The organism is Arthrobacter sp. GMC3 (genome assembly GCF_002929305.1).
In the GTDB taxonomy this organism is placed as follows: Bacteria; Actinomycetota; Actinomycetes; order Actinomycetales; family Micrococcaceae; genus Specibacter.
Map to the genome: position 1 here is coordinate 476,754 of NZ_PJIO01000001.1, position 18,654 is coordinate 495,407.

At 61.5% G+C, this 18,654-nt stretch carries 20 protein-coding genes; 5 read left to right on the forward strand and 15 right to left on the reverse strand.

Annotation, left to right across the window (positions count from 1 at the left end):
- Positions 1–385: 385 nt before the first annotated feature.
- The 12 genes from CXQ94_RS02305 to CXQ94_RS02360 all read right to left on the reverse strand — a co-directional run bounded on the left by CXQ94_RS02305 (position 386) and on the right by CXQ94_RS02360 (position 11,446).
- A complete protein-coding gene (locus CXQ94_RS02305) occupies positions 386–763 on the reverse strand; it encodes a hypothetical protein (protein WP_104086600.1) in 378 nt (125 codons plus the stop codon).
- Between the two features lie 21 nt (positions 764–784).
- Complete coding sequence (locus CXQ94_RS02310; RefSeq protein ID WP_104086601.1) at positions 785–1,048, reverse strand: hypothetical protein; 264 nt, start codon at positions 1,046–1,048, stop codon at positions 785–787.
- A 225-nt stretch (positions 1,049–1,273) separates the two neighbouring features.
- Positions 1,274–1,651 (reverse strand): hypothetical protein, encoded by a 378-nt coding sequence (locus tag CXQ94_RS02315; protein WP_104086602.1) that lies wholly within the window; start codon positions 1,649–1,651, stop codon positions 1,274–1,276.
- An 11-nt stretch (positions 1,652–1,662) separates the two neighbouring features.
- Complete coding sequence (locus CXQ94_RS02320) at positions 1,663–2,286, reverse strand: hypothetical protein (protein ID WP_104086603.1); 624 nt, start codon at positions 2,284–2,286, stop codon at positions 1,663–1,665.
- Between the two features lie 47 nt (positions 2,287–2,333).
- A complete protein-coding gene (locus CXQ94_RS02325) occupies positions 2,334–3,431 on the reverse strand; it encodes a WXG100 family type VII secretion target (RefSeq protein ID WP_104086604.1) in 1,098 nt (365 codons plus the stop codon).
- Positions 3,432–3,517: 86 nt separating this feature from the next.
- On the reverse strand, positions 3,518–4,105 hold the full coding sequence (locus CXQ94_RS02330) for a dihydrofolate reductase (protein ID WP_104086605.1): 588 nt from the start codon (positions 4,103–4,105) through the stop codon (positions 3,518–3,520).
- Positions 4,102–4,920: a thymidylate synthase gene (locus tag CXQ94_RS02335; RefSeq protein WP_104086606.1), complete on the reverse strand. Its 819-nt coding sequence runs from the start codon at positions 4,918–4,920 to the stop codon at positions 4,102–4,104. Before CXQ94_RS02335 ends, CXQ94_RS02330 begins: the two co-directional genes overlap by 4 nt.
- Before the next feature lie 154 nt (positions 4,921–5,074).
- Positions 5,075–6,091: an isopenicillin N synthase family oxygenase gene (locus CXQ94_RS02340; protein ID WP_104086607.1), complete on the reverse strand. Its 1,017-nt coding sequence runs from the start codon at positions 6,089–6,091 to the stop codon at positions 5,075–5,077.
- A 123-nt stretch (positions 6,092–6,214) separates the two neighbouring features.
- Positions 6,215–7,183: an NUDIX hydrolase gene (locus CXQ94_RS02345; RefSeq protein WP_104086608.1), complete on the reverse strand. Its 969-nt coding sequence runs from the start codon at positions 7,181–7,183 to the stop codon at positions 6,215–6,217.
- On the reverse strand, positions 7,183–9,426 hold the full coding sequence (locus tag CXQ94_RS02350; RefSeq protein WP_104086609.1) for an RNA degradosome polyphosphate kinase: 2,244 nt from the start codon (positions 9,424–9,426) through the stop codon (positions 7,183–7,185). The genes CXQ94_RS02345 and CXQ94_RS02350 overlap by 1 nt, the downstream gene beginning before the upstream one ends.
- Positions 9,427–9,515: 89 nt before the next feature.
- Positions 9,516–10,490 (reverse strand): mycothiol synthase, encoded by a 975-nt coding sequence (gene mshD, locus CXQ94_RS02355; protein WP_104086610.1) that lies wholly within the window; start codon positions 10,488–10,490, stop codon positions 9,516–9,518.
- A gap of 257 nt (positions 10,491–10,747) precedes the next feature.
- On the reverse strand, positions 10,748–11,446 hold the full coding sequence (locus tag CXQ94_RS02360; protein ID WP_104086611.1) for a response regulator transcription factor: 699 nt from the start codon (positions 11,444–11,446) through the stop codon (positions 10,748–10,750).
- A 159-nt stretch (positions 11,447–11,605) separates the two neighbouring features.
- On the opposite strand from CXQ94_RS02360, the gene CXQ94_RS02365 reads away from it, so the two are divergent.
- The 5 genes from CXQ94_RS02365 to CXQ94_RS02385 all read left to right on the forward strand — a co-directional run bounded on the left by CXQ94_RS02365 (position 11,606) and on the right by CXQ94_RS02385 (position 16,457).
- Positions 11,606–12,340 (forward strand): permease, encoded by a 735-nt coding sequence (locus CXQ94_RS02365; RefSeq protein WP_104086612.1) that lies wholly within the window; start codon positions 11,606–11,608, stop codon positions 12,338–12,340.
- A 150-nt stretch (positions 12,341–12,490) separates the two neighbouring features.
- Positions 12,491–13,090 (forward strand): FABP family protein, encoded by a 600-nt coding sequence (locus CXQ94_RS02370; RefSeq protein ID WP_104086613.1) that lies wholly within the window; start codon positions 12,491–12,493, stop codon positions 13,088–13,090.
- Positions 13,091–13,163: 73 nt separating this feature from the next.
- Positions 13,164–14,261, forward strand: coding sequence for a folate-binding protein YgfZ (locus tag CXQ94_RS02375; RefSeq protein ID WP_104086614.1), 1,098 nt, complete (start codon positions 13,164–13,166; stop codon positions 14,259–14,261).
- A 90-nt stretch (positions 14,262–14,351) separates the two neighbouring features.
- Positions 14,352–14,915: a PadR family transcriptional regulator gene (locus CXQ94_RS02380; protein WP_104086615.1), complete on the forward strand. Its 564-nt coding sequence runs from the start codon at positions 14,352–14,354 to the stop codon at positions 14,913–14,915.
- 45 nt (positions 14,916–14,960) lie between these two features.
- Positions 14,961–16,457: a DHA2 family efflux MFS transporter permease subunit gene (locus CXQ94_RS02385; RefSeq protein ID WP_104086616.1), complete on the forward strand. Its 1,497-nt coding sequence runs from the start codon at positions 14,961–14,963 to the stop codon at positions 16,455–16,457.
- Here CXQ94_RS02385 and CXQ94_RS02390 read toward each other — a convergent pair.
- The 3 genes from CXQ94_RS02390 to CXQ94_RS02400 all read right to left on the reverse strand — a co-directional run bounded on the left by CXQ94_RS02390 (position 16,405) and on the right by CXQ94_RS02400 (position 18,638).
- A complete protein-coding gene (locus CXQ94_RS02390; RefSeq protein ID WP_104086617.1) occupies positions 16,405–17,145 on the reverse strand; it encodes a GNAT family N-acetyltransferase in 741 nt (246 codons plus the stop codon). The two genes, CXQ94_RS02385 and CXQ94_RS02390, sit on opposite strands and share 53 nt — an antisense overlap.
- 74 nt (positions 17,146–17,219) lie before the next feature.
- Positions 17,220–18,245 carry a 6-phosphofructokinase gene (locus tag CXQ94_RS02395; RefSeq protein ID WP_104086618.1) on the reverse strand — a complete coding sequence of 342 codons (1,026 nt, stop codon included), beginning with the start codon at positions 18,243–18,245 and terminating at the stop codon, positions 17,220–17,222.
- 141 nt (positions 18,246–18,386) lie between these two features.
- The gene (locus CXQ94_RS02400) at positions 18,387–18,638 is read right to left on the reverse strand and encodes a hypothetical protein (RefSeq protein ID WP_258066562.1); all 252 of its coding nucleotides are present in this window, start codon (positions 18,636–18,638) and stop codon (positions 18,387–18,389) included.
- Positions 18,639–18,654: the final 16 nt, after the last annotated feature.

Sequence of the window (18,654 nt, forward strand, 5' to 3'; positions counted from 1 at the left end):
TTTCACTGGGTGAACGATCGATGCCGTAACGACGGGGCAGACTCGTGGCAGGAGGTCTGTTTAGCCTTCGTGCGGCAAACCAGAAGGGTCGGGCAGGCCGCGACAACGGCGCAAGAGGGCAGCTTTTGCCACCTTTACCAGCCAGTAGACGGACACGCCCAGGGTTAGGAACATGAATCCAAACATGAACCAAACGCCGGCAGGGACTTCCGCTTTGCTTCCACGTGTGCCAAGAGTGAGCGCATAAAAGAACAGGCCAAGGCCGGCAATTTCACCACCCACCAGGAGCCCATAGCCCCAAACGGTGCTGAGCGTGATTCCGCCATAGTGGGCTGCAGTATTTGAATTGCCAGCATAAGGCGGTCTTGAGTAGTGCTACTCGCCGTCAGTACTTGATGTTCTTGGCCAACTCAGGGTTCTCGCGTTCCCATTTCTCGCGGAGCCGGGCTGTTCTGAACCCTACCCAGCTGAGCAAGAGGCATACAGCGGCAAAGCCAAAAAGCAGGAGAACACCGGACAGATAGCCTCCGTTCGCCCAGAACCAGATGCCGGCGCCCGCAGTGCCGACCGCAAAGAGGATGGGGATGGAACTTTGAATCCGGATGTTTTTTGGTTTGAGCGGCGTCTCGGATCCGTTGAAGTAGATGCCGCGCGTGTAGGAATAGGGGCCGTATTGGCTCCGCATTCGCTTGCGGTCCCGGATGAGGTTGTTGCGGTGCGGCTCATAGGGTTCAGAGGGTGTCGCTGGGTCTCCGTGTGACAAAGGGGCTTCTTTCTGGTCCAACTACTCGGCGGGTGTGGGCAGTCCCCGCTGGTGCCTGAGTTTCGTGGCCTTCGTTTCTTTAACTAGATTCCAGGTGGCATAGGCGATCGCCAAAATGAAGAAACCAAAGACAAACCACAAGCCGGCCGGGACATCTGTGTGCCCAGCTCGAACGCCCACACCCAGGGCCCAGAGCAAGAAGGCAAGGGACGCTACTTCGCCTGCAACCAAGATGGCGTGACCCCAAACCGTTCGAATCCTGGGTCCGAGTCCGTTCCGCGCCACACCATATTCCTCCGGGAGATAGCTGACGAGTTCGCCATTGAAAGCCCTGCGGAGGTAGCGTTTTTGGCCGCTGGCAACTGCCGCCTCATGCCACGCTATGGCCTCGGCGTCGCGCTGTTCCCGTTGTTCGTGTTTCTCGGTTTTTCCGCGCTGCTTCTGGTGCCAGCGCTGGTCGCGCTCCGTTTTGGACTTGATTGTTTATTTTCCATCCCTGTCGAGTGTAAATCAGTACTTGATGTTCTTGGCTAAGTCGGGATTCTCGCGTTCCCATTTCTCGCGAAGCCGGGCTGTTCGGAAGCCGACCCAGCTAAGGAACAAGCACATGGCGGATCCGCAGAACATGCCAATGATCCCAGCCGAATCAAGACCGTTTACAACCATGTAAATGCCAGCACCGGCGAAAGCAACGGCAAGGACGATGGGGATGGAGCTTTGAATGCGGATGTTCTTGGGTTTAAGGGGTGTCTCGGATCCGTTGACATACAAGCCACGGGTGTAGGAATAGGGGCCATACTGGCTCCTCATCTTCTTGCGGTCGCGGATGAGGTTGTTGTGGTGGGGCTCGTACGGTTCGCGATGGTTGTCCTGCGGTGTGTTCGACAAAGTCTTCCTCGCTATCCCAACAACTTTTCAGTCAGCAGTGAACGTGCTTCACTGTCGCTGAAAACTCGGGGAACCTGGATGGTCTGCTCGGTGCCAGTTCCCGTCGCCGCTTCCCATCCAGCCGAACCTGTGCGCAGCGCGACATTGCTCAGATTGCCGTCTTCATCCGTGGACGTGAAGATGATGGCTGCACTCTCGTTGTCGTGGGCAAAGAGTTGGGCCATTTCCAGCCAGCTCGCTGCCAGATCTGCATCGGCCTGTTGTGCCGAGGCGTACCAGCCACCCAATCCGCGGCCCTGCATCATGAGATTGACTTCACTGTTGAGGAAATAGACAACACCTGCACCCTGCCCTGCGGATGTGAAAGCGATGGATACCCACCGGGTTGAGTTGCCCAGTGCATAGAGTGCCGCCGCGGCCAGCCCCTTAGGCGACATGGTCTCGCCGTCCTCGGCAACTAGTAGACCTCGGGCTAGAAGGGAAGAAGCACCGGCAAGCAGCATGTCCTTGTTCTCGGCAGGATACTGCGCTTGAAGAGTCGCGGCAGAGACTCCCGCCGATTTATTCTGGAAGCGGGACAGCATGTATTGGATTTCGGCGATGCCAAATCCGCCCATGGACTCATCTTCGGTCATGCTAGGTCTCCCTTAAATTGTTCCAACGGATATTCTCATTCGATCAGTCACCAATTCCATGGCAGCAGCTTGCCTGGGTCCTTGACGACATTGCTGATCGCCTCAACGGTATTCTTGGCAGCATCATTCGCGAAGTCGCCTACTGCTTCGATAGCCTTTGGGCCGTTCTCGCCCAGCCACTGTGCCCCGGCCTCAATCTTGTCCCAATTGTCGTAGATGGCGATAGCGCCGGCTGCGACAATGGCAAAGGGCTGCTGCGGTCCTGGGACCATTGCCGCAATGCCGATCCCAGCCCGCACGAGATCTGCGGCGCCGGAATCAGTTGCTGCTTTGATGTTGCCACCAATGTCGCCGTCTGCGTAGCCCGTGCCGAGAAACTGGCCATGAATTGTTTTGTTTATGGCAGAAAATCCGTCAATTCCCACGCCTGCCCAGCCGAGGCCTTTTCCTAGTCCTTTGAGTCCACTTGCCAGGCCTGGGCTGTTGGCGAGTGACTCTGCGAATTTCCCGCTCTCCAGTAGTTCCCCACCGTTGTTCAGGAACTTGGTGACCGGCCCCATGTTGAACCAGCGGGCGTCCATGAAGCTTGCAATGGCACCCGGCGTCCCCCAAGCGGCCTTTAAATCTTTGGAGTGCAGCAGGAGGTCGCCGGTAAAGGTAATGTCCCGAACCGTTTTTAGAGTATCTGGTGCAAATTTGTAGATGCCCCAAGGCCGTACGACGTAGTTGTCATACCAGGTCTTGTTCGGATCGTATTCCCAGAACGGCTTATCGCCATCGTTGCCAGCACCGCTGGGTGTCCCCCCGGTCCCTGGCCCCTCCATGCCTGAAACGGCGCTTGCCTGTTCCTGCTGCAGGGCGTTCTTGTTCAGTTCTGAGGCTGTGGTGTCCAGCATGGCCGCCGTGCGGGAGAGGACGCTGCTTTGGGCACCTCGCCATTGGGCGGCGAAGCGCTGCGCATCAGGACCCTGCCAATAGCGGGGGAGCTGGTTTACGGCGCCGTCGAGCGTCATCTTCACTTGCATCAGTGCCTGGGACTTGCCCGAGAAATCCCGGGCGAGTGCGCGAAGCTCTTCTACATCAGCGCCAAACATTTCAGTCAAGGTGATCTCCGGGGTGCGTGGTGGGCTGGCAAGCGGCCGCATTTCTAGATTGAGTCTAGAGGTGGGCCGCGCGCACGGCCATGGGGTGTCCTACCCATGTCCGTGCTCCGAGTCCCGGATGCGGGGGCCTACTCCGGGGCTTCGAACTCGGATTCGCCCTTGGCCCACAGCGTGAAACGGTACTCCGTGCCGTTTTTCGCCGTGTGCCAGCCTTCCTTAGGTGAGGCTCCGCGGAACGACCACTCCTGCCCAAGTCCGGGGGCCTCCGTGTCACCTGGCACATTCGTGTTAATAACGGTAATGATGGCGACGTTGCAATCATCCATCAGCTGATCGAATACCTGCCGGCCGCCAAGAACCCACACTTCGTCGCCACCCGGGGAGAATTGCGCCTCCACGAGTGCCTGCTCCAAGGAGTCAAGCACGACGGCGCCACTAGCTTCGGGTGAGGCGGCCCAGCCTTCTTGGCGGGTCACCACAATGTTGGTCCGGTTCGGCAGCGGGCGGAACTTCTCCGGGAACGAGTCCCACGTCTTGCGGCCCATGACCACCGGGTGCCCGTCGGTGACACGCTTGAAGTGCGCCAAGTCCTCGGGCAGGTGCCAAGGCATGCCGCCGTCGGCGCCGATGATGCCCTGATTGGTTTGGGCCCAGATCATGCCCACGATGGGCTCGTTGAAGCGGTAAAAGGTGGGCAGGGCGGGGGAGTCGCTCATACAGCTATCGGTGCCTTAATCGTGGGGTGGTGCTGGTAGTTGACCAGCTCGAAGTCTTCAAAAGTGTAATCAAAAATGGACTCCGGCTTGCGCGCGAAACGCAGCTGCGGGTACGGGTACGGCTCACGGGAAAGCTGCTCGGTCACCTGCGCCACATGGTCATCGTAGATGTGCACGTCGCCGCCGGTCCAGATGAATTCGCCCGGCTCCATGTCCAGCTGGTGTGCCACCATCATGGTCAGCAGCGCGTAGGAGGCAATGTTGAACGGCACGCCCAGAAAGGTGTCGGCCGAGCGCTGGTATAGCTGGCAGCTGAGCTTGCCGCGTCCGTCATTGGTCGGCTCAACATAAAACTGGAAGAAAGCGTGGCAGGGTGGCAGCGCCATGTTCTTCAGCTCGCCCACATTCCAGGCGGAAACAATATGGCGGCGGGAGTCAGGATTGCTCCGCAGCGATTCCATGACCTGGGAGATCTGGTCGATGTGTTCGCCGTCCGGGGTGGGCCATGAGCGCCACTGGACACCATAGACAGGGCCCAGCTCGCCGTCGTCGTCCGCCCACTCATTCCAGATCTTGACGCCATTTTCCTGAAGCCAACGCACATTCGAATCCCCGCGCAGGAACCACAGAAGTTCCATCGCCACGGACTTGAAATGCACCCGCTTGGTGGTGATTAGCGGGAAACTTTCGGCGAGGTCAAAGCGCAGCTGGCGGCCAAAAACGCTGCGTGTTCCCGTGCCAGTACGGTCCGACTTGGCGGCGCCATTGGCCAGCACGTCACGGAGCATGTCCTCATAAGGGGTCAAAATAGTCACGAACCTAGTCTACTTGTCTCGCTGGTTCAGCCGCCCTTGACGAAGCGGGATCAACCTCTTTCCGTCCAGTCCGGAACGTTGGCCGGCTGCCAGAAGATGGTCGACGGCGGCCATCACCTGATAGCCCATTGCGCACCTGCGCTAGGCCCCGGGACTAGTCCGCTAGCAGGTCTGGATGCTGGGCGGCAACAACATTGGGGTGGGCGCGGAGGCGGTAGCGAAGGGCGTTGTCCCCATACGTCTGAAGGATAGGGCTGTTGCCGGGGTCGGCGGACACGCCGCGCGCTTTGGCCTGGAATTCCTCGCCGACAGCGAGCTGGGGCATGGTTGCGTCCAGGGCCGGGTTGAAAAAGAACGGCAGAGAGATCCTGTCGGTGCCGCGCAAAGGAGAGATGACCCGGTGCAGGGTCGCCTTGAGGTAGCCGTTCGTCGCCAACTCGAGCATTTCACCAATGTTCACCACGAAGGTTCCTGGCACCTGAGGCGCGTCGATCCACTCGCCCTGATAGTCCACCTGGAGGCCACCCTTGCCGGGCTCCACGAGCAGGAGTGTCAGCACGCCGCCGTCGCGGTGCGATCCCACACCCTGCTTAGGTTCCGGGTTGGATTCGCCCGGGTAGCGAACAATCTTGAGCACGGGGAATGCCTGGGCTGCAAATGCGGCGTCAAAGGTGTCCTCGGGCGCACCCAGGGAGAGCGCTAGGGCCCGCAGTAGTTCCAGCGAAATGGCACTGAGCTGTTCGGTCCATTCGGAGACCACGGCGCGCATCTCCGGCAGTCCCTCGGGCCACAGGTTGGGGCCCTCCAAACGCCAGTAGTCCGGCACCCCTGGGCCGGGCGTTACGGTGTCGCGCTCCACGCCGATGTCAATCTGCTCGCGCCAATCCACGCCCCCATCGGTGAGCTCGCCGCCCATGCGGGTGTAGCCACGGAATTGGGGGCTGTGAATGTTCTCCACGGCGAGCTTTACTTCCTCGGGCAGTTCAAAGAACCGGCGGGACACGGAAAGCATGGCGTCCGTGAGCTCCTGGGGTACGCCATGACCGGTCAGGTAGAGGAAGCCCACATCATGCATGGCATCCCGCAGTTCATTGCGGAACGCGGCGGCTTCCTCCGGGCCGGCACTGAGCCGGGAGAAGTCCAATACTGGCAGCGAATCGAGCGGCGACATGCTATATATCCTTTACGGCGACGTTGGCAAGCGAAATCCCTTATTCGCTTCAATGTTACGTACGCGAGGCCCCAGATGGGGAAGAACATGTCGAATTGCTACAACGTGGGACCCCTCAGGCCATTAGTCCTCGTAAGGCTTGTGCTGCTCTATGGCCAGAATCCGGCCAGGCTCGGCCACGGAGACGTGGGCCACCAGGACCTCGCCCGGGGCCAGGTGCGGGTCTGCTATGGGCAAGGTGGCGGCCAGTGCCGGGTCCATATGGGTTGCCAAGGCCGCCAGAATGGTGGGCAGCACCGGACGGTGCGTGCATACCGCCACGGCACTTGACTTGGCCAGCAACCGTTCAACCACGGCACCAGCCTTGGCCGGGTTTCGCTTGTGATCGGCCTCGGTTAGACAGGGCACCACCTTGACCTTGGCCTTGGTGGCTTGGGCGTAGGGGGAGATGGTGGCAATGCACCGCATCCAGCCGCTAGTGAGAATCTTGCCCGGGTGCCAGGACATGAGCAGGCGTTGAAGATACAAGGCCTGCCGCTTGCCCGTTGCTGCCAGCGGGCGATCGCCCTCGGCCCGGGTCCATGCCGAGCGTGGCTTCGCCTTGGCATGCCGCACTATCAGCAGGGGCCAGGTCGCCAGCGCGTTGGCCTCATGAGCGGCAATCAGAGCGTCCAACGGTGCAATATCTGAGGGGTTGGAGAGCAGCCCGCGCGCCTTGTTCGGGCTGCACCAGACCGCCGTGTCCACCTCCTTGCCATCTGGCATGGGCGGCATGTCGTCCACTGCGGCAGCCCAGTAATGGACTTCCTTCAGGCCGGGCTTGACCGCATAGCGAATGGTGGGCAGCGGAATGCCCAGGGTAATGGGCAGGCCTACTTCCTCATACACTTCGCGCACGGCGCACTCGGAAAGTGTTTCACCTTTGTCCAGCTTGCCCTTGGGCCAGGACCAGTCATCATAGCGTTGCCGGTGAATGAGCAGCAGTTCCAGCTTCCGCTTCTTCACACGCCAGCACAGGGCTCCGGCGGCGTACACGGACACTTCGGTGCCGTCGTCGGGCGCTACTTCGTCTAAATGTTCGGTGCTGCGCATTACCGGCGGAGGGTTGAACGCTGACGCGAACGGTTGGCCAGCAACCAGGACTGGACGTCATCCAGCGGGTTTCCGTCGGGGTCCAGGTGGCGGCGGGTCCATACGCCGTCGACGTCGAGGTGCCAGCTGGAGGTGCCGGGGTCAAGATAACGGTCAAGGAGTGTGTTGACCTCGGCAATGTCTTCCTTGTTGGAGAGCTGAACCAGGGCCTCCACCCGGCGGTCAAGGTTGCGGTGCATCATGTCGGCGGAGCCAATGTAGACCACGGGGTCGCCAGCGTTGGCGAAGGTGAACACGCGTGAATGCTCAAGGAAGCGACCCAGTACCGAGCGCACAGTGATGTTTTCGCTGAGCCCCGGAACGCCCGGGCGCAGGGAGCAGATGCCCCGGACAATGACGCCCACGTCAACACCGGCCTGGGAGGCGCGGTAGAGGGAATCGATGATGGCTTCGTCCACCATCGAATTGACCTTGAAACGTACCTGGGCTGGGCGTCCGGCCTTCTTGTTCGCAATCTCCGCGTCGATGCGTTCAATCAATCCCGAGCGTACCGAACGCGGTGCCACCAGCAACCTGTCAAAGGTTGATTTCGGGGCGTAGCCGGAGAGCTGGTTGAACAGCTTGGACAGGTCCTCGCCCACCTGGTTGTCGGCCGTCAACAGGCCAAGGTCCTCGTAGTAGCGGGCCGTCCGCGGGTGGTAGTTGCCGGTGCCGATGTGGCAGTAGCGGCGCAGCCCGTCCTGCTCCTGCCGCACCACCAGGGAAAGCTTGCAGTGCGTCTTTAGCCCCACAATGCCGTACACCACGTGAACCCCGGCCTGTTCCAGCTTGCGGGCCCATGAGATGTTGGCCTGCTCATCGAAGCGGGCCTTGATCTCCACCAACGCCAGCACCTGTTTGCCTGCCTCGGCGGCGTCCACCAGCGCGTCCACAATGGGGGAGTCCCCGGAGGTGCGGTACAGCGTCTGCTTGATGGCCCTGACTTTGGGGTCGGCGGCTGCCTGCTCCAAGAACGCCTGCACCGAGGTGGAGAAGGAATCGTAAGGGTGGTGGAGCAGGATGTCCCGGCGGCGCATGGCCGCAAACACGTTGGCGGCCTTGGACGTCTCGGACTCGTTCAGGTCGCGAGAGGTGTGGGCAACATGCTTGGGATAGCGCAAATCGCTGCGGTCGATGCCGCCAATGATTGACAGGCCCCGCAGGTCAAGGGGTGCCGGAAGTGAATAAACTTCCGTGTCCTCAATGTCCAGTTCACGAATCAGCAAGGCCAAAATGTTCGGGTTGATATCCGTTGTCACCTCAAGGCGGACCGGCGGGCCGAACTTGCGGCGCAGCAGTTCCTTCTCCAACGCTTGCAGGAGATTCTCGGCGTCGTCCTCTTCAACCTCGAGGTCTTCATTACGGGTCACGCGGAACGTGTGCTGCTCCAGGACCTCCATGCCAGGGAACAGCTGGTCCAGGTGCTCGGCAATGACCTCTTCGAGGGGAATGAAGCGGGCCACCCTGCCCGGAACCGTTCCAGCGCGCGGTCCGTCCACGGAAACAAGGCGCGGCAGCAGATCCGGAACTTTGACGCGAGCAAAGAGCTCCTTGTCGCTGACCGGGTTGCGCACCACAACGGCCAGGTTCAAGGACAGCCCGGAAATGTAGGGGAAGGGGTGGGCGGGGTCAACGGCCAGCGGGGTGAGGATGGGGAAGATTTTCTCGGCAAACATGTTGCTGAGGGCAATCTTGGCCGTTTCATCCAACTCCTGCCAATGCACCAGATGGATGTGTTCGTAGGCCAAGGCCGGGCGGATCTGGCTGGCAAAGACGTGGGCGTGCCGGGCCTGCAGCTCATGGGCGGCGTTGCTGATCTGTTCCAGCACCTCGATGGGACTCAGCCCGGCGGGGGAGGGCACGGCAAGGCCGGTGGCAATGCGGCGCTTGAGGCCGGCCACGCGAACCATGAAGAATTCGTCCAGGTTGGAGGCGAAGATGGATAGGAAGTTCACGCGTTCAAGCAGGAAAAGGTTAGGGTCTTCGGCCAGCTCCAAAACCCTGGCGTTGAACGCCAGCCAGCTCAGCTCGCGGTCAAGGAACCTATCGGGGCTGATGTCGCCTTCGGGGATGAGGTTCGGCTCAAATTCGGGGATGTCGATCCGGTCCTGCGTGGCACGGGCCGCTGGGACCTCGCCTGAGCCAAAGCGTTCCCGGCCAAACGACGCCGCGGTCTGTACCGGTCCCGTGTATTCGCGTTTCATCGATAAATCCTCATAGTCGGTGCTGCCTTGGATCAACATTACAAGCCGTGCCCGCAACGTGGCGTATGAACCGCCTGCGGGATGGAGTGCTAGGACGCAGACATGGGTCCATACATGACATCGGAGTCCCACTTGGTGAACCCCAACTTGCGGTATAGCGCCACGGCGGCGTCGTTATCGGCATCCACGTACAACATGATCGCCTGCAGTCCCGCGCTTTGAAGGTACTCGATGCCCTGGCGGGTAAGGGTCTTCCCCAGCCCCATCCCCTGCGCCCCCGGAGTAACACCCACCACGTAGACCTCACCGATGGCTTCCTGCCCGGCGCGGGCCGGGTGGACCTTGGTCCAGTGGAAGCCAAGGATCTGATCGTTGTCATCGACGGCCAGGAAGAAGCCGTTGGGGTCAAACCAGGGCTCGGCCATGCGTGCCTGCAAATCGGCCAGGGTCATGGCACCCTGTTCGGGGTGGTGGGAGAAGGCTGCGGCATTGGCGGCCAGCCACGCGGCCTCGTCCTGGTGCGGCACAAAGGTACGCAACCGTACGCCGTCGGGCACTGAAAAGTTGCTAGCTGGCGTATCCGACGGCCCTGTCCGGACAAGACGCATCCGCCACAGCTCACGGATGGCCCGGAACCCGTAGCTCGCGGCAAGGTCCGCGGCCGCCTCGTGGCCCCCGTGCGACCACGCCTTCAGGCCGTGCAGCCCACGCACCTGTTTCAATTTGTCCACCAGCATGGCGCCAACACCCTCATTGCGGTAGGCCGGGTGCACTGCGATCTCCAGCACGCCTTCGCTGCCATTGAGCACGACGACGGCCACTCCCGCCAGGTCTTCGCCTTCAGTGACAGAGTTCTCTGCAGGTGCATGCGTCGTCAAGACCAGGAGACTGTGGGTGCCGGCGTTTTTGGACTTCAGCTCAACCAAGGTTTGCTCGGAGAAAGGCGGATTTCCGTCAGTGTCTTCGGCGGCGTCAACCACGGAGAAAATGTCGCGGAGGGCATCGGGTTCGGGGGTACCCGGGATTACCGTGACGGGCCAGCTGCCAGTCTTTGCGGGGCTCATGATCACAGCCTAGTAGGGGTGTGCACCCGAACGCGAGACGCGCACTGGCAAAACTGCCTCCGGGGTCCATCCGCCGCCTGCCAGGACATGACGCGGTTTGCGTTCAGCGCCGATGCTGCCCTACAGTTTGAGGGCAGTAGTTTTCTGGGGGGATGCACCAGTGGGGTGTCCTCGATACGTTCGACCCGTATGTCCTCCACCAAACATAAAAGGCCCGCTTCCAGCATGGAAGTGGGCCTTTTGTTTTCCCAGACAGGCTAGGCGTCGGCCATTTCGCCGTCGGGCATGTTGGCAATGGTGAGGCGGTAGCCCACGTTGCGCACAGTGCTGATCAAGTTCTCATGGTCGGAACCCAGCTTCGCCCGCAGGCGCCGTACGTGTACGTCAACGGTGCGGGTTCCACCGTAGTAGTCGTATCCCCATACCTCGTTGAGAAGTTGAGCCCGGGTAAAAACGCGGCCGGGGTGCTGGGCCAGATACTTCAGGAGCTCAAATTCCTTGTACGTCAGATTCAGCGCCTTGCCGTGAACACGCACCGTGTAGCTGTCCTCGTCGATGACCACGCCGGCGGCATGGATTTCCTGGTTTACGCTCTCCTCGGCGTCGGAAGTCCGAGTCAATGCCAGGCGGATCCGGGCCTCAACCTCGGCCGGGCCAGCGGAGTCCAGAACCACGTCGTCGGCGGCCCACGATGCGGATACGGCGGCCATGCCGCCTTCAGTCAGAACCAGCAGGAGCGGGACGCTGATACCCGTTGCACGCAGTAGCTGGGTGAGGGAGCGTGAGCTGGCCAGGTCCTTGCGGGCGTCCACCATAATGACATCGCAGGGTTTCGCGTCAAGGAGTGCGGTGGGCACGGCCGGCAGGATATGGACCGAGTGGCTGAGTAGTTCAAGGGCAGGCAGGATCTCCACGGAACTGCCGTGGTTGTTGGTCAGCATCAAGATCTGGGACAAGATTTCCTCCAAAGTGCGGGATGCGCATCTTTGAGCGACGAACCACTGGTCAACCGGATAAGGAACGGGCCGCATTTCCGCGCGCAAGCTTGCGAGGAAACGCACCCGAGCCAAGGGTTGTTCCACAGTGTACCGCGAGGAGTAAGGCAGGATTGGTGTGTGAAGTCATCAATTACGGCCCTCATCTCAATCCTTGCACTCGCCGCTATTGTCTCCGGGCACTTTCTTGGCCTCGGCTTTAGCGTCGGGGTTGGCATCGCGCTGTCAATCGCCTTTGGCCTGGGCTGGCCTCACTACCTGGGCATTCCGGCGAAGAAAACCCTTGGCACTGTCACGGCGTTGACTGGTGCCGGTGCGGCACTGACGGTTGGGTTGACCAGGGATGCGAACTTCATGGTCTGGACGCCCATCATTATTGCCGTGGGCTTTGGTGCCATCATGGTGGTGCAGCTGATCCGGGGCACGGGGCAGGCGCGCCGCCTTGAATCAACACTCGGGGCTGGTGCCGGCGTGGCCATGGCCGGATTTGCCAGCGGCTGGGTTGCCTCCTTCAGGTTTCTGGGCGAGCCGGGCCTGACACTGATCGTTGCCATCAGTGCAGCGCTCGCACTCCTGGTGGGGGTCCTGCCATGGCCGGATAGGGTGGCGGCGCCGCTGGCCATCGTCCTGGGCGCGTTGGGCGGTCCGTTGGCTGCATTGTTGTTCTCCGATGTTCGCATCTTTCCCGCAGCAATCCTGGGCGCGGTCGTTGCCGCAGTGATCGCCAGCTTCCACCGATTGCGAACCCTGGCCGGGCCTTCGCGCAGTTTCTTTGGTGCCTGCGCGTCGGCACTGGCGCCGATCATGTCCCTAGGCGCGCTGGTGTATTTCGTGGAAAAACTGCTCTTAGCGTAGGCGCCTCAAAGATCACTGTAGGATGGCATTATGAGCGTACTTGCCTTAGAAATCTTCTTTATTTGCCTGCTTGCCATCGCCGGTGTCACCATGGCCTGGTTTGCTGGTCTGGTGGTGTGGCGGTTGTTCAAGGGCCAGCAGTAACCTGCCATGGCAATTGAGATCCCCACGGACCTGACGCCCGAGCTGGTTCCCCTGTCCTGGCTGCTTGGCACGTGGAGTGGGAACGGCCGGTTGGGTGCCGGTGAAGCGGATGCCGAATACTTCACCCAAACGGCTACTTTCGCCACCAACGGCCTGCCCTACCTGCAATACACGGCGGAGTCCTGGCTCACCGATGAGCAGGGCACCGTTCTGCGACCCCTGTCGGTGGAAACCGGTTTCTGGCAGCTTGACAGGACCATGAACGACGCCGATGGTGGACCGGGCATGGTCCCCGCCGACATTGTGCCTGCGTTGAGGACAGCCGACGACGTCGAGGCCTTGCGTAACGCCGATGGCGGCTTCGATATCATGGCCACCATCTTGCATCCCGGCGGCATTGCCGAGCTGTACTACGGCAGCATCAAGGGTCCGCAGATTCAACTCTCCACCGACGCCGTCATGCGCGGTGCCGGGGCCAAGGACTACAAGGCCGCCACCCGCATCTTTGGTCTGGTCAACGGCGAACTCTACTGGCGTTGGGACGCAGCCGCGGACGGAAAATCGCTAGAAGCCCACGCCTCCGCAGCCCTGCGCAAAATCTCCTAGCCAGGCTGCGGCGGTCTCGACGGGCCCAGCACTTGCACGGAATAGCCCATCCAAAGAAGGCGTTGCACCCGTTATGAGCTATTTAAGTCCTTTGCTAAACCGCCACGGAGCCGTGCAGGCTGGCGGCCTGGATGCCGGCGTCGCCGCCCACTATGGGGACCCGAACAAGGAACAGCGGCTGCTGGCCGGGTACAACGGCAAGCCGGGCACGGCCGTCGTGGATCTTTCCCACCGCGGTGTTGTGACCGTCAGTGGCACCGACCGTTTGAGCTGGCTAAACACGCTCTCCTCGCAAAGCCTCACCTCCTTGCCCCCGAAAACAAGCACAGAATTGTTGCTGCTGAGCATCCAGGGCCGCATCGAATACGATGCCCGGGTGGTGGATGACGGGGAAACTGTCTGGTTGATCGTGGAGACCGAGGAAGCGGCACCTCTAGCTGCCTGGCTGACCTCCATGAAGTTCATGCTGCGCGTGGATGTCGCCGATGTATCCGCGGACTGGGCGGTGGTGGGCTCAGTGGTTGAGGTCCCGGAGTGGGAATCGCTGCTGAAGTGGACTGACCCGTGGCCTCACATTGGCGCCGGAGGTTACAGCTACGCTGCCATTGATGAGGCAGAACACCCCGGTCTGGAACGGCCGTGGCACGAATACTTGATCCCGGCGGCCGAGCTGGTGAGCACCGTGGGCACCCGCCCGCTGGCTGGTGCGTGGGCTGCCGAGGCGCTGCGCATTGCTGCCTGGCGGCCCCGGCGGGGGGCGGAGACGGACGATAAATCAATTCCCCATGAGCTGGATCTGCTGCGCACCGCGGTGCACCTGTCCAAGGGTTGCTACAAGGGCCAGGAAACTGTGGCCCGCGTGCATAATCTGGGCCACCCTCCCCGGAGGCTCGTCTTCTTGCAGCTGGACGGTTCCCAGCACACCATCCCGGCCCCCGGCAGCGAAGTGTTTGCCGGCGACCGCAAGGTGGGCGTGGTGACCAGTGTTGCTCAGCACTTCGAGATGGGCCCCATCGCCTTGGCCATGATCAAGCGCACGGTGGATCCGGACCAGAACCTGACAGTGGACGACGCCGGGGAGAAGTACATTGCCGCCCAGGAGCTGATCGTGGCCACCGACGCCGGACAAGTGGTGGGACGGGCCACCGGCTTCCTCCGGGCGCCACGCTAAATACGATGCGCGTCACAGACGCTGACTCTTGTTCCCCATTAGTCCACGTGGAATAATTCTCGTGGACTAATAATCGGGAGAGGTGCAGACGTGGCCAAAAATACGCAATTGACGCCGCTGGGCATATGCGCACTGGGGCTGCTCATTGAGCGCCCCATGCACCCCTACGAGATGTACCAGGTGCTCATGCAACGTCATGAGGATCGGGTGGTAAAAGTTCGGCCGGGCACGCTCTATCACACGGTCGGCAGGCTAGCCGCTGCCGGACTGGTGGAACCGGTGGGCACCGAGCGGGATGGAAACAGGCCCGAGCGGACCACCTACGCGGTTCTTCCCTTGGGGCTAACCGTCTTGGCGGAGCGCATCAAGGACTTGTTGTCCACCCCGGTGAATGAATACCCCAGTTTCCCCCAGGCCTTGGGCGAGGCACACAACCTGCCTGCCGGCGTCGTCGTTGAGCTTTTGGAACAACGGGTCCATTCCTTGACGGCGGACCTGGCCGAACTGGGCGACGGCGCCGCAAAAGCCGAGGCCAAAGGCGTTCAGGCGCGCTATCTGATCGACATCTCCTACCAGCGGACGCTACTAACCGCCGAAATTCAATGGCTGAGGACCCTGTGCTCGGACATCGCCGACGGCACACTTTCCTGGTGAACAAACTTTTTGCAACCTACATTTTTCTAGATTAAGGAACCACCCATGGAAACCGTGGCAAAACCGTGGCCCGCGTTATGGGCCCTCGTGCTGGGCTTCTTCATGATTCTTGTCGATTCAACCATCGTCTCGGTGGCCAATCCGAAAATCATGGAGGGCCTGCATACCGACATCAACTCGGTCATCTGGGTCACCAGCGCCTACCTGCTTGCCTATGCTGTGCCGTTGCTTGTCACCGGCCGGCTAGGGGATAAGTACGGCCCCAAAAACCTCTACCTCATCGGCTTGAGCATCTTCACCCTGGCGTCGTTGTGGTGCGGACTTTCTGGTGACATCAGCACTCTGATCATCGCCCGTGTGGTGCAGGGCCTCGGTGCGGCGATGATGACGCCGCAAACCATGGCTGTTATCACGCGCATCTTCGCACCGGACAAGCGCGGACCGGCCATGGGCCTGTGGGGTGCCACAGCCGGTGTTGCCATGTTGGTGGGACCCATCCTTGGCGGTGTCCTGGTTGACGGTCTCGGCTGGGAATGGATCTTCTTTGTCAACGTGCCCGTGGGCATCGTGGCATTCGTCATGGCCTGGCGCCTGGTTCCCAGCCTCAAGACGCACGACCACAAGTTCGACCTGCTGGGAGTCGCGCTGAGCTCCATCGGATTGTTCATGCTCGTCTTCGGCATCCAGGAGGGAGCCAAGTACGACTGGGGCACCATCACCGGGCCCATCTCCGTCTGGGGCCTGATCATTGCCGGTATCGTCTTCCTTGGCCTCTTCATTGGTTGGCAGGCCATCAACAAGGGCGAGCCGCTGGTTCCCCTGAATTTGTTCAAGGTACGCAACTTCTCCCTGGCCAACATCGCTATCTCGGGCATGGGCTTCAGCATCACCGCCATGAGCCTGCCGCTCTTCTTCTATTACCAGCTGGTCAGGGGCATGACCCCCACCCAGTCGGCCCTGATGATGATCCCCATGGCCCTGTTCTCCGGCATCCTGGCACCCTTCGTGGGCAAGCTGGTTGACGTGGTCAATCCCCGCTATGTGGCGTTTGTCGGCTTCATCCTGATGTCGGTTTCCCTGCTGTGGACCTCGGCCTTGATGAGCCCGGATACACCCATCTGGCTGTTCCTGCTCCCCAGCGGCCTGCTGGGCATCGCCAGCTCCGGCATTTGGGCGCCCTTGTCGACGTCGGCCACCCGCAACCTGGGTCCGCGCGAGGCCGGTGCAGGCGCCGGCATTTACAACACCACCCGGCAGATCGGCTCGGTTCTGGGCAGCGCAGCCATCGCCGTGCTGATCACCTCGCGTTTGGCCGCAGAAATGCCAGCCGGTGCCAGCCAGGGAGCCTCCGGAGCATCGGGGCAGCTGCCAGAGTTCTTGCGGGCCGGATTCTCCACTGCCATGTCGCAATCGATCATTTTGCCGGCGGCCGTTGTGCTGATCGGTGCCGCGGCAGTGATCTTCTTCAGCAAGCCGCGCGCCGTGGACGCTATCTATGCTGACTTTGAAGTGAAACCGACGTCTGTAGACCAGCCAAAATAAAACCCGTGGACAGTGCCAGTGCGTGGGCGGATGCGTTGTTTACATCCGCCTGCCACTGCACAATCAGCCCGGCAGCCAACGCCTCATGGGCGGCAATGCTCGTTGCCAACAAGCCAAGTCCCTGGCGTCTGTAGGCCGGAGCAACCAGGGTGCCCATCCGTGCCAGCAACCCCTGGTACTCGGCGTAAGCGCTGGTGGCGACCGGTCCGGCGTCGTGAGCATCTTCTTCCGGTGAAGCAGGGGTGCCCATGAGCGTGAATTTGTGCGGTAGCGAGCCAAGTCCGACGTCGTTCACATCGTCTGGCGGGCACAAAGACTCCAGTGCAACGGCCTCCGGATTGCCATGGGAGACCGTGATGGTGCCCGCTGGCTGGCGCACCGGCAGGTCGTCGGCGTAGTACAAGGTTTGGGTACCGTGCCCGCGCCCGCCGAAGTCGCGGGTGAGGCGCAGCATTAAGGCGTGGTCGCTCAATTCATCGTCGCTGCACGCGGCCACGGCGTCAAGGACGGCGGCCGGACCGGTGAGGATGGCCTGATCCCACAACCGGATGAAGGTGAGCTCGGCAGCCTCCACTGGGTGGGTGATGCGGGTGCGGTCCGCGCCCATCACTAGCGAGTCCGCGGGCAGATTTAGCCCGCGTTCCCATGCGAGGCGGACAATCGGGGCCGAACTCAAATCAAAGGTCATGGGCTAAACGCTACTCCCCAACCCCTCCTTGGCCAGACGCGGACGCGTCGGCACAGGGAGGGGCGGGTGGGGTGTCAGCCGAAGAGGATGGCGGCCTCGTCGTAGCGGTGCTGCGGAACGGTCTTGAGGTTGCCCAGGGCGGCCTCGAACGGTACGTGCTCGATCTCGGTGCCCTTGAGGGAAACCATGGTGCCCCAGCGTTCCTCCACCACGGAGTCGACGGCTGCCATGCCCAGGCGGGTGGCCAGGACGCGGTCAAAGCTGGACGGGACGCCGCCACGCTGAATGTGTCCGAGGATGGTGGCACGGGTTTCAATGCCGGTGCGGGCCTCGATCTCCGGGGCCAGCTGCTCGGAAATGCCACCCAGGCGGGGACGGCCAAAGGTGTCAAGGCCGCGTTCGGAATGGGCGGCGTCCTGATGGCTGGGGACGAATCCTTCAGCCACAACGATCAGGGGGGCGCGGCCACGGTCGTGGGCCTCGTTGACCCATTCGACGATCTGCTCAATGCTGGTTGACTGCTCGGGGATCAGCACCGCGTGGGCGCCCGTCGCCATGCCGGCGTGCAGGGCGATCCAGCCAACGTGACGGCCCATGACTTCGGCGATCATGCAGCGGTGATGTGATTCGCCGGTGGTGCGCAGACGGTCGATTGCCTCGGTGGCAATCTGCACGGCCGTATCGAAACCGAATGTGTAATCGGTGGCGTCAAGGTCGTTGTCGACGGTCTTGGGGACTCCCACGATCTTCAGCCCGGCGTCGGTAAGGCGGCGGGCCGCTGCAAGGGTGCCTTCGCCGCCAATGGCGATCATGGCGTCAATTCCGAGGCGTTCCATGTGTGCCTTGATGACTTCGGGCCCGCCGTTACCCTCAAACGGGTTGGTGCGGGAAGTGCCCAAAATGGTGCCACCCTGTTTGGAAATACCGCGCACACTTTGGCGGGGGAGGTCCATGATGTCGCCCTCAACCACGCCGCGCCAGCCGTCACGGAAACCGACGAACTCGTGGCCGTGCACTTTGATGCCCTTCAAAACAATGCCGCGGATAACCGCATTCAGGCCGGGGCAGTCGCCGCCGCTGGTGAGAATACCGATCTTCATGTGAAATTCAGGTCCTTCGAGGGATGGGGTCAATGTGTACTCGAGCGCACCATTGAGCTCCTCTCCTTGAACATTCTATGCGTTCATGTGATGGAGGCAACTTTTGCTCGATTTATGGACAGTTTCTCATCCCCCGAGCGGCTACGGTTGCTTTTTCCTGAAGAGGTTCACGGCGCCGCCAGCCACCATGGCCGCGCCCGCCCCCAGCAGGAGCCAGATTGCGGTCTGCCCGGCGTCAAGAGATAGTCCGGCCTGCCTGGTGAGGATGACGAGGATGCCAAGGGCTACGACGACGGCGCCCCACACTATGGTGCCAACCCGAACCGGGTGACTGGCAGGGGCGGGGTGCTTTTGGTCATCGAGGAATGCCAGCGGCTCGGTGGGGTTGCTCATGGTGTACTCCGGGGTT

What these genes read in the sequence shown, in the direction of transcription:
- CXQ94_RS02370 (WP_104086613.1), top strand. Translation starts at nt 12,491, where the DNA reads ATGGCAATTGAGATCCCCACGGACCTGACGCCCGAGCTGGTTCCCCTG.
- CXQ94_RS02330 (WP_104086605.1), bottom strand. Translation starts at nt 4,105, where the DNA reads ATGAGCGACTCCCCCGCCCTGCCCACCTTTTACCGCTTCAACGAGCCC.
- CXQ94_RS02345 (WP_104086608.1), bottom strand. Translation starts at nt 7,183, where the DNA reads ATGCGCAGCACCGAACATTTAGACGAAGTAGCGCCCGACGACGGCACC.
- CXQ94_RS02385 (WP_104086616.1), top strand. Translation starts at nt 14,961, where the DNA reads ATGGAAACCGTGGCAAAACCGTGGCCCGCGTTATGGGCCCTCGTGCTG.
- CXQ94_RS02400 (WP_258066562.1), bottom strand. Translation starts at nt 18,638, where the DNA reads ATGAGCAACCCCACCGAGCCGCTGGCATTCCTCGATGACCAAAAGCAC.
- mshD (WP_104086610.1), bottom strand. Translation starts at nt 10,490, where the DNA reads ATGAGCCCCGCAAAGACTGGCAGCTGGCCCGTCACGGTAATCCCGGGT.
- CXQ94_RS02325 (WP_104086604.1), bottom strand. Translation starts at nt 3,431, where the DNA reads ATGCGGCCGCTTGCCAGCCCACCACGCACCCCGGAGATCACCTTGACT.
- CXQ94_RS02375 (WP_104086614.1), top strand. Translation starts at nt 13,164, where the DNA reads ATGAGCTATTTAAGTCCTTTGCTAAACCGCCACGGAGCCGTGCAGGCT.
- CXQ94_RS02390 (WP_104086617.1), bottom strand. Translation starts at nt 17,145, where the DNA reads ATGACCTTTGATTTGAGTTCGGCCCCGATTGTCCGCCTCGCATGGGAA.
- CXQ94_RS02340 (WP_104086607.1), bottom strand. Translation starts at nt 6,091, where the DNA reads ATGTCGCCGCTCGATTCGCTGCCAGTATTGGACTTCTCCCGGCTCAGT.
- CXQ94_RS02350 (WP_104086609.1), bottom strand. Translation starts at nt 9,426, where the DNA reads ATGAAACGCGAATACACGGGACCGGTACAGACCGCGGCGTCGTTTGGC.
- CXQ94_RS02395 (WP_104086618.1), bottom strand. Translation starts at nt 18,245, where the DNA reads ATGAAGATCGGTATTCTCACCAGCGGCGGCGACTGCCCCGGCCTGAAT.
- CXQ94_RS02320 (WP_104086603.1), bottom strand. Translation starts at nt 2,286, where the DNA reads ATGACCGAAGATGAGTCCATGGGCGGATTTGGCATCGCCGAAATCCAA.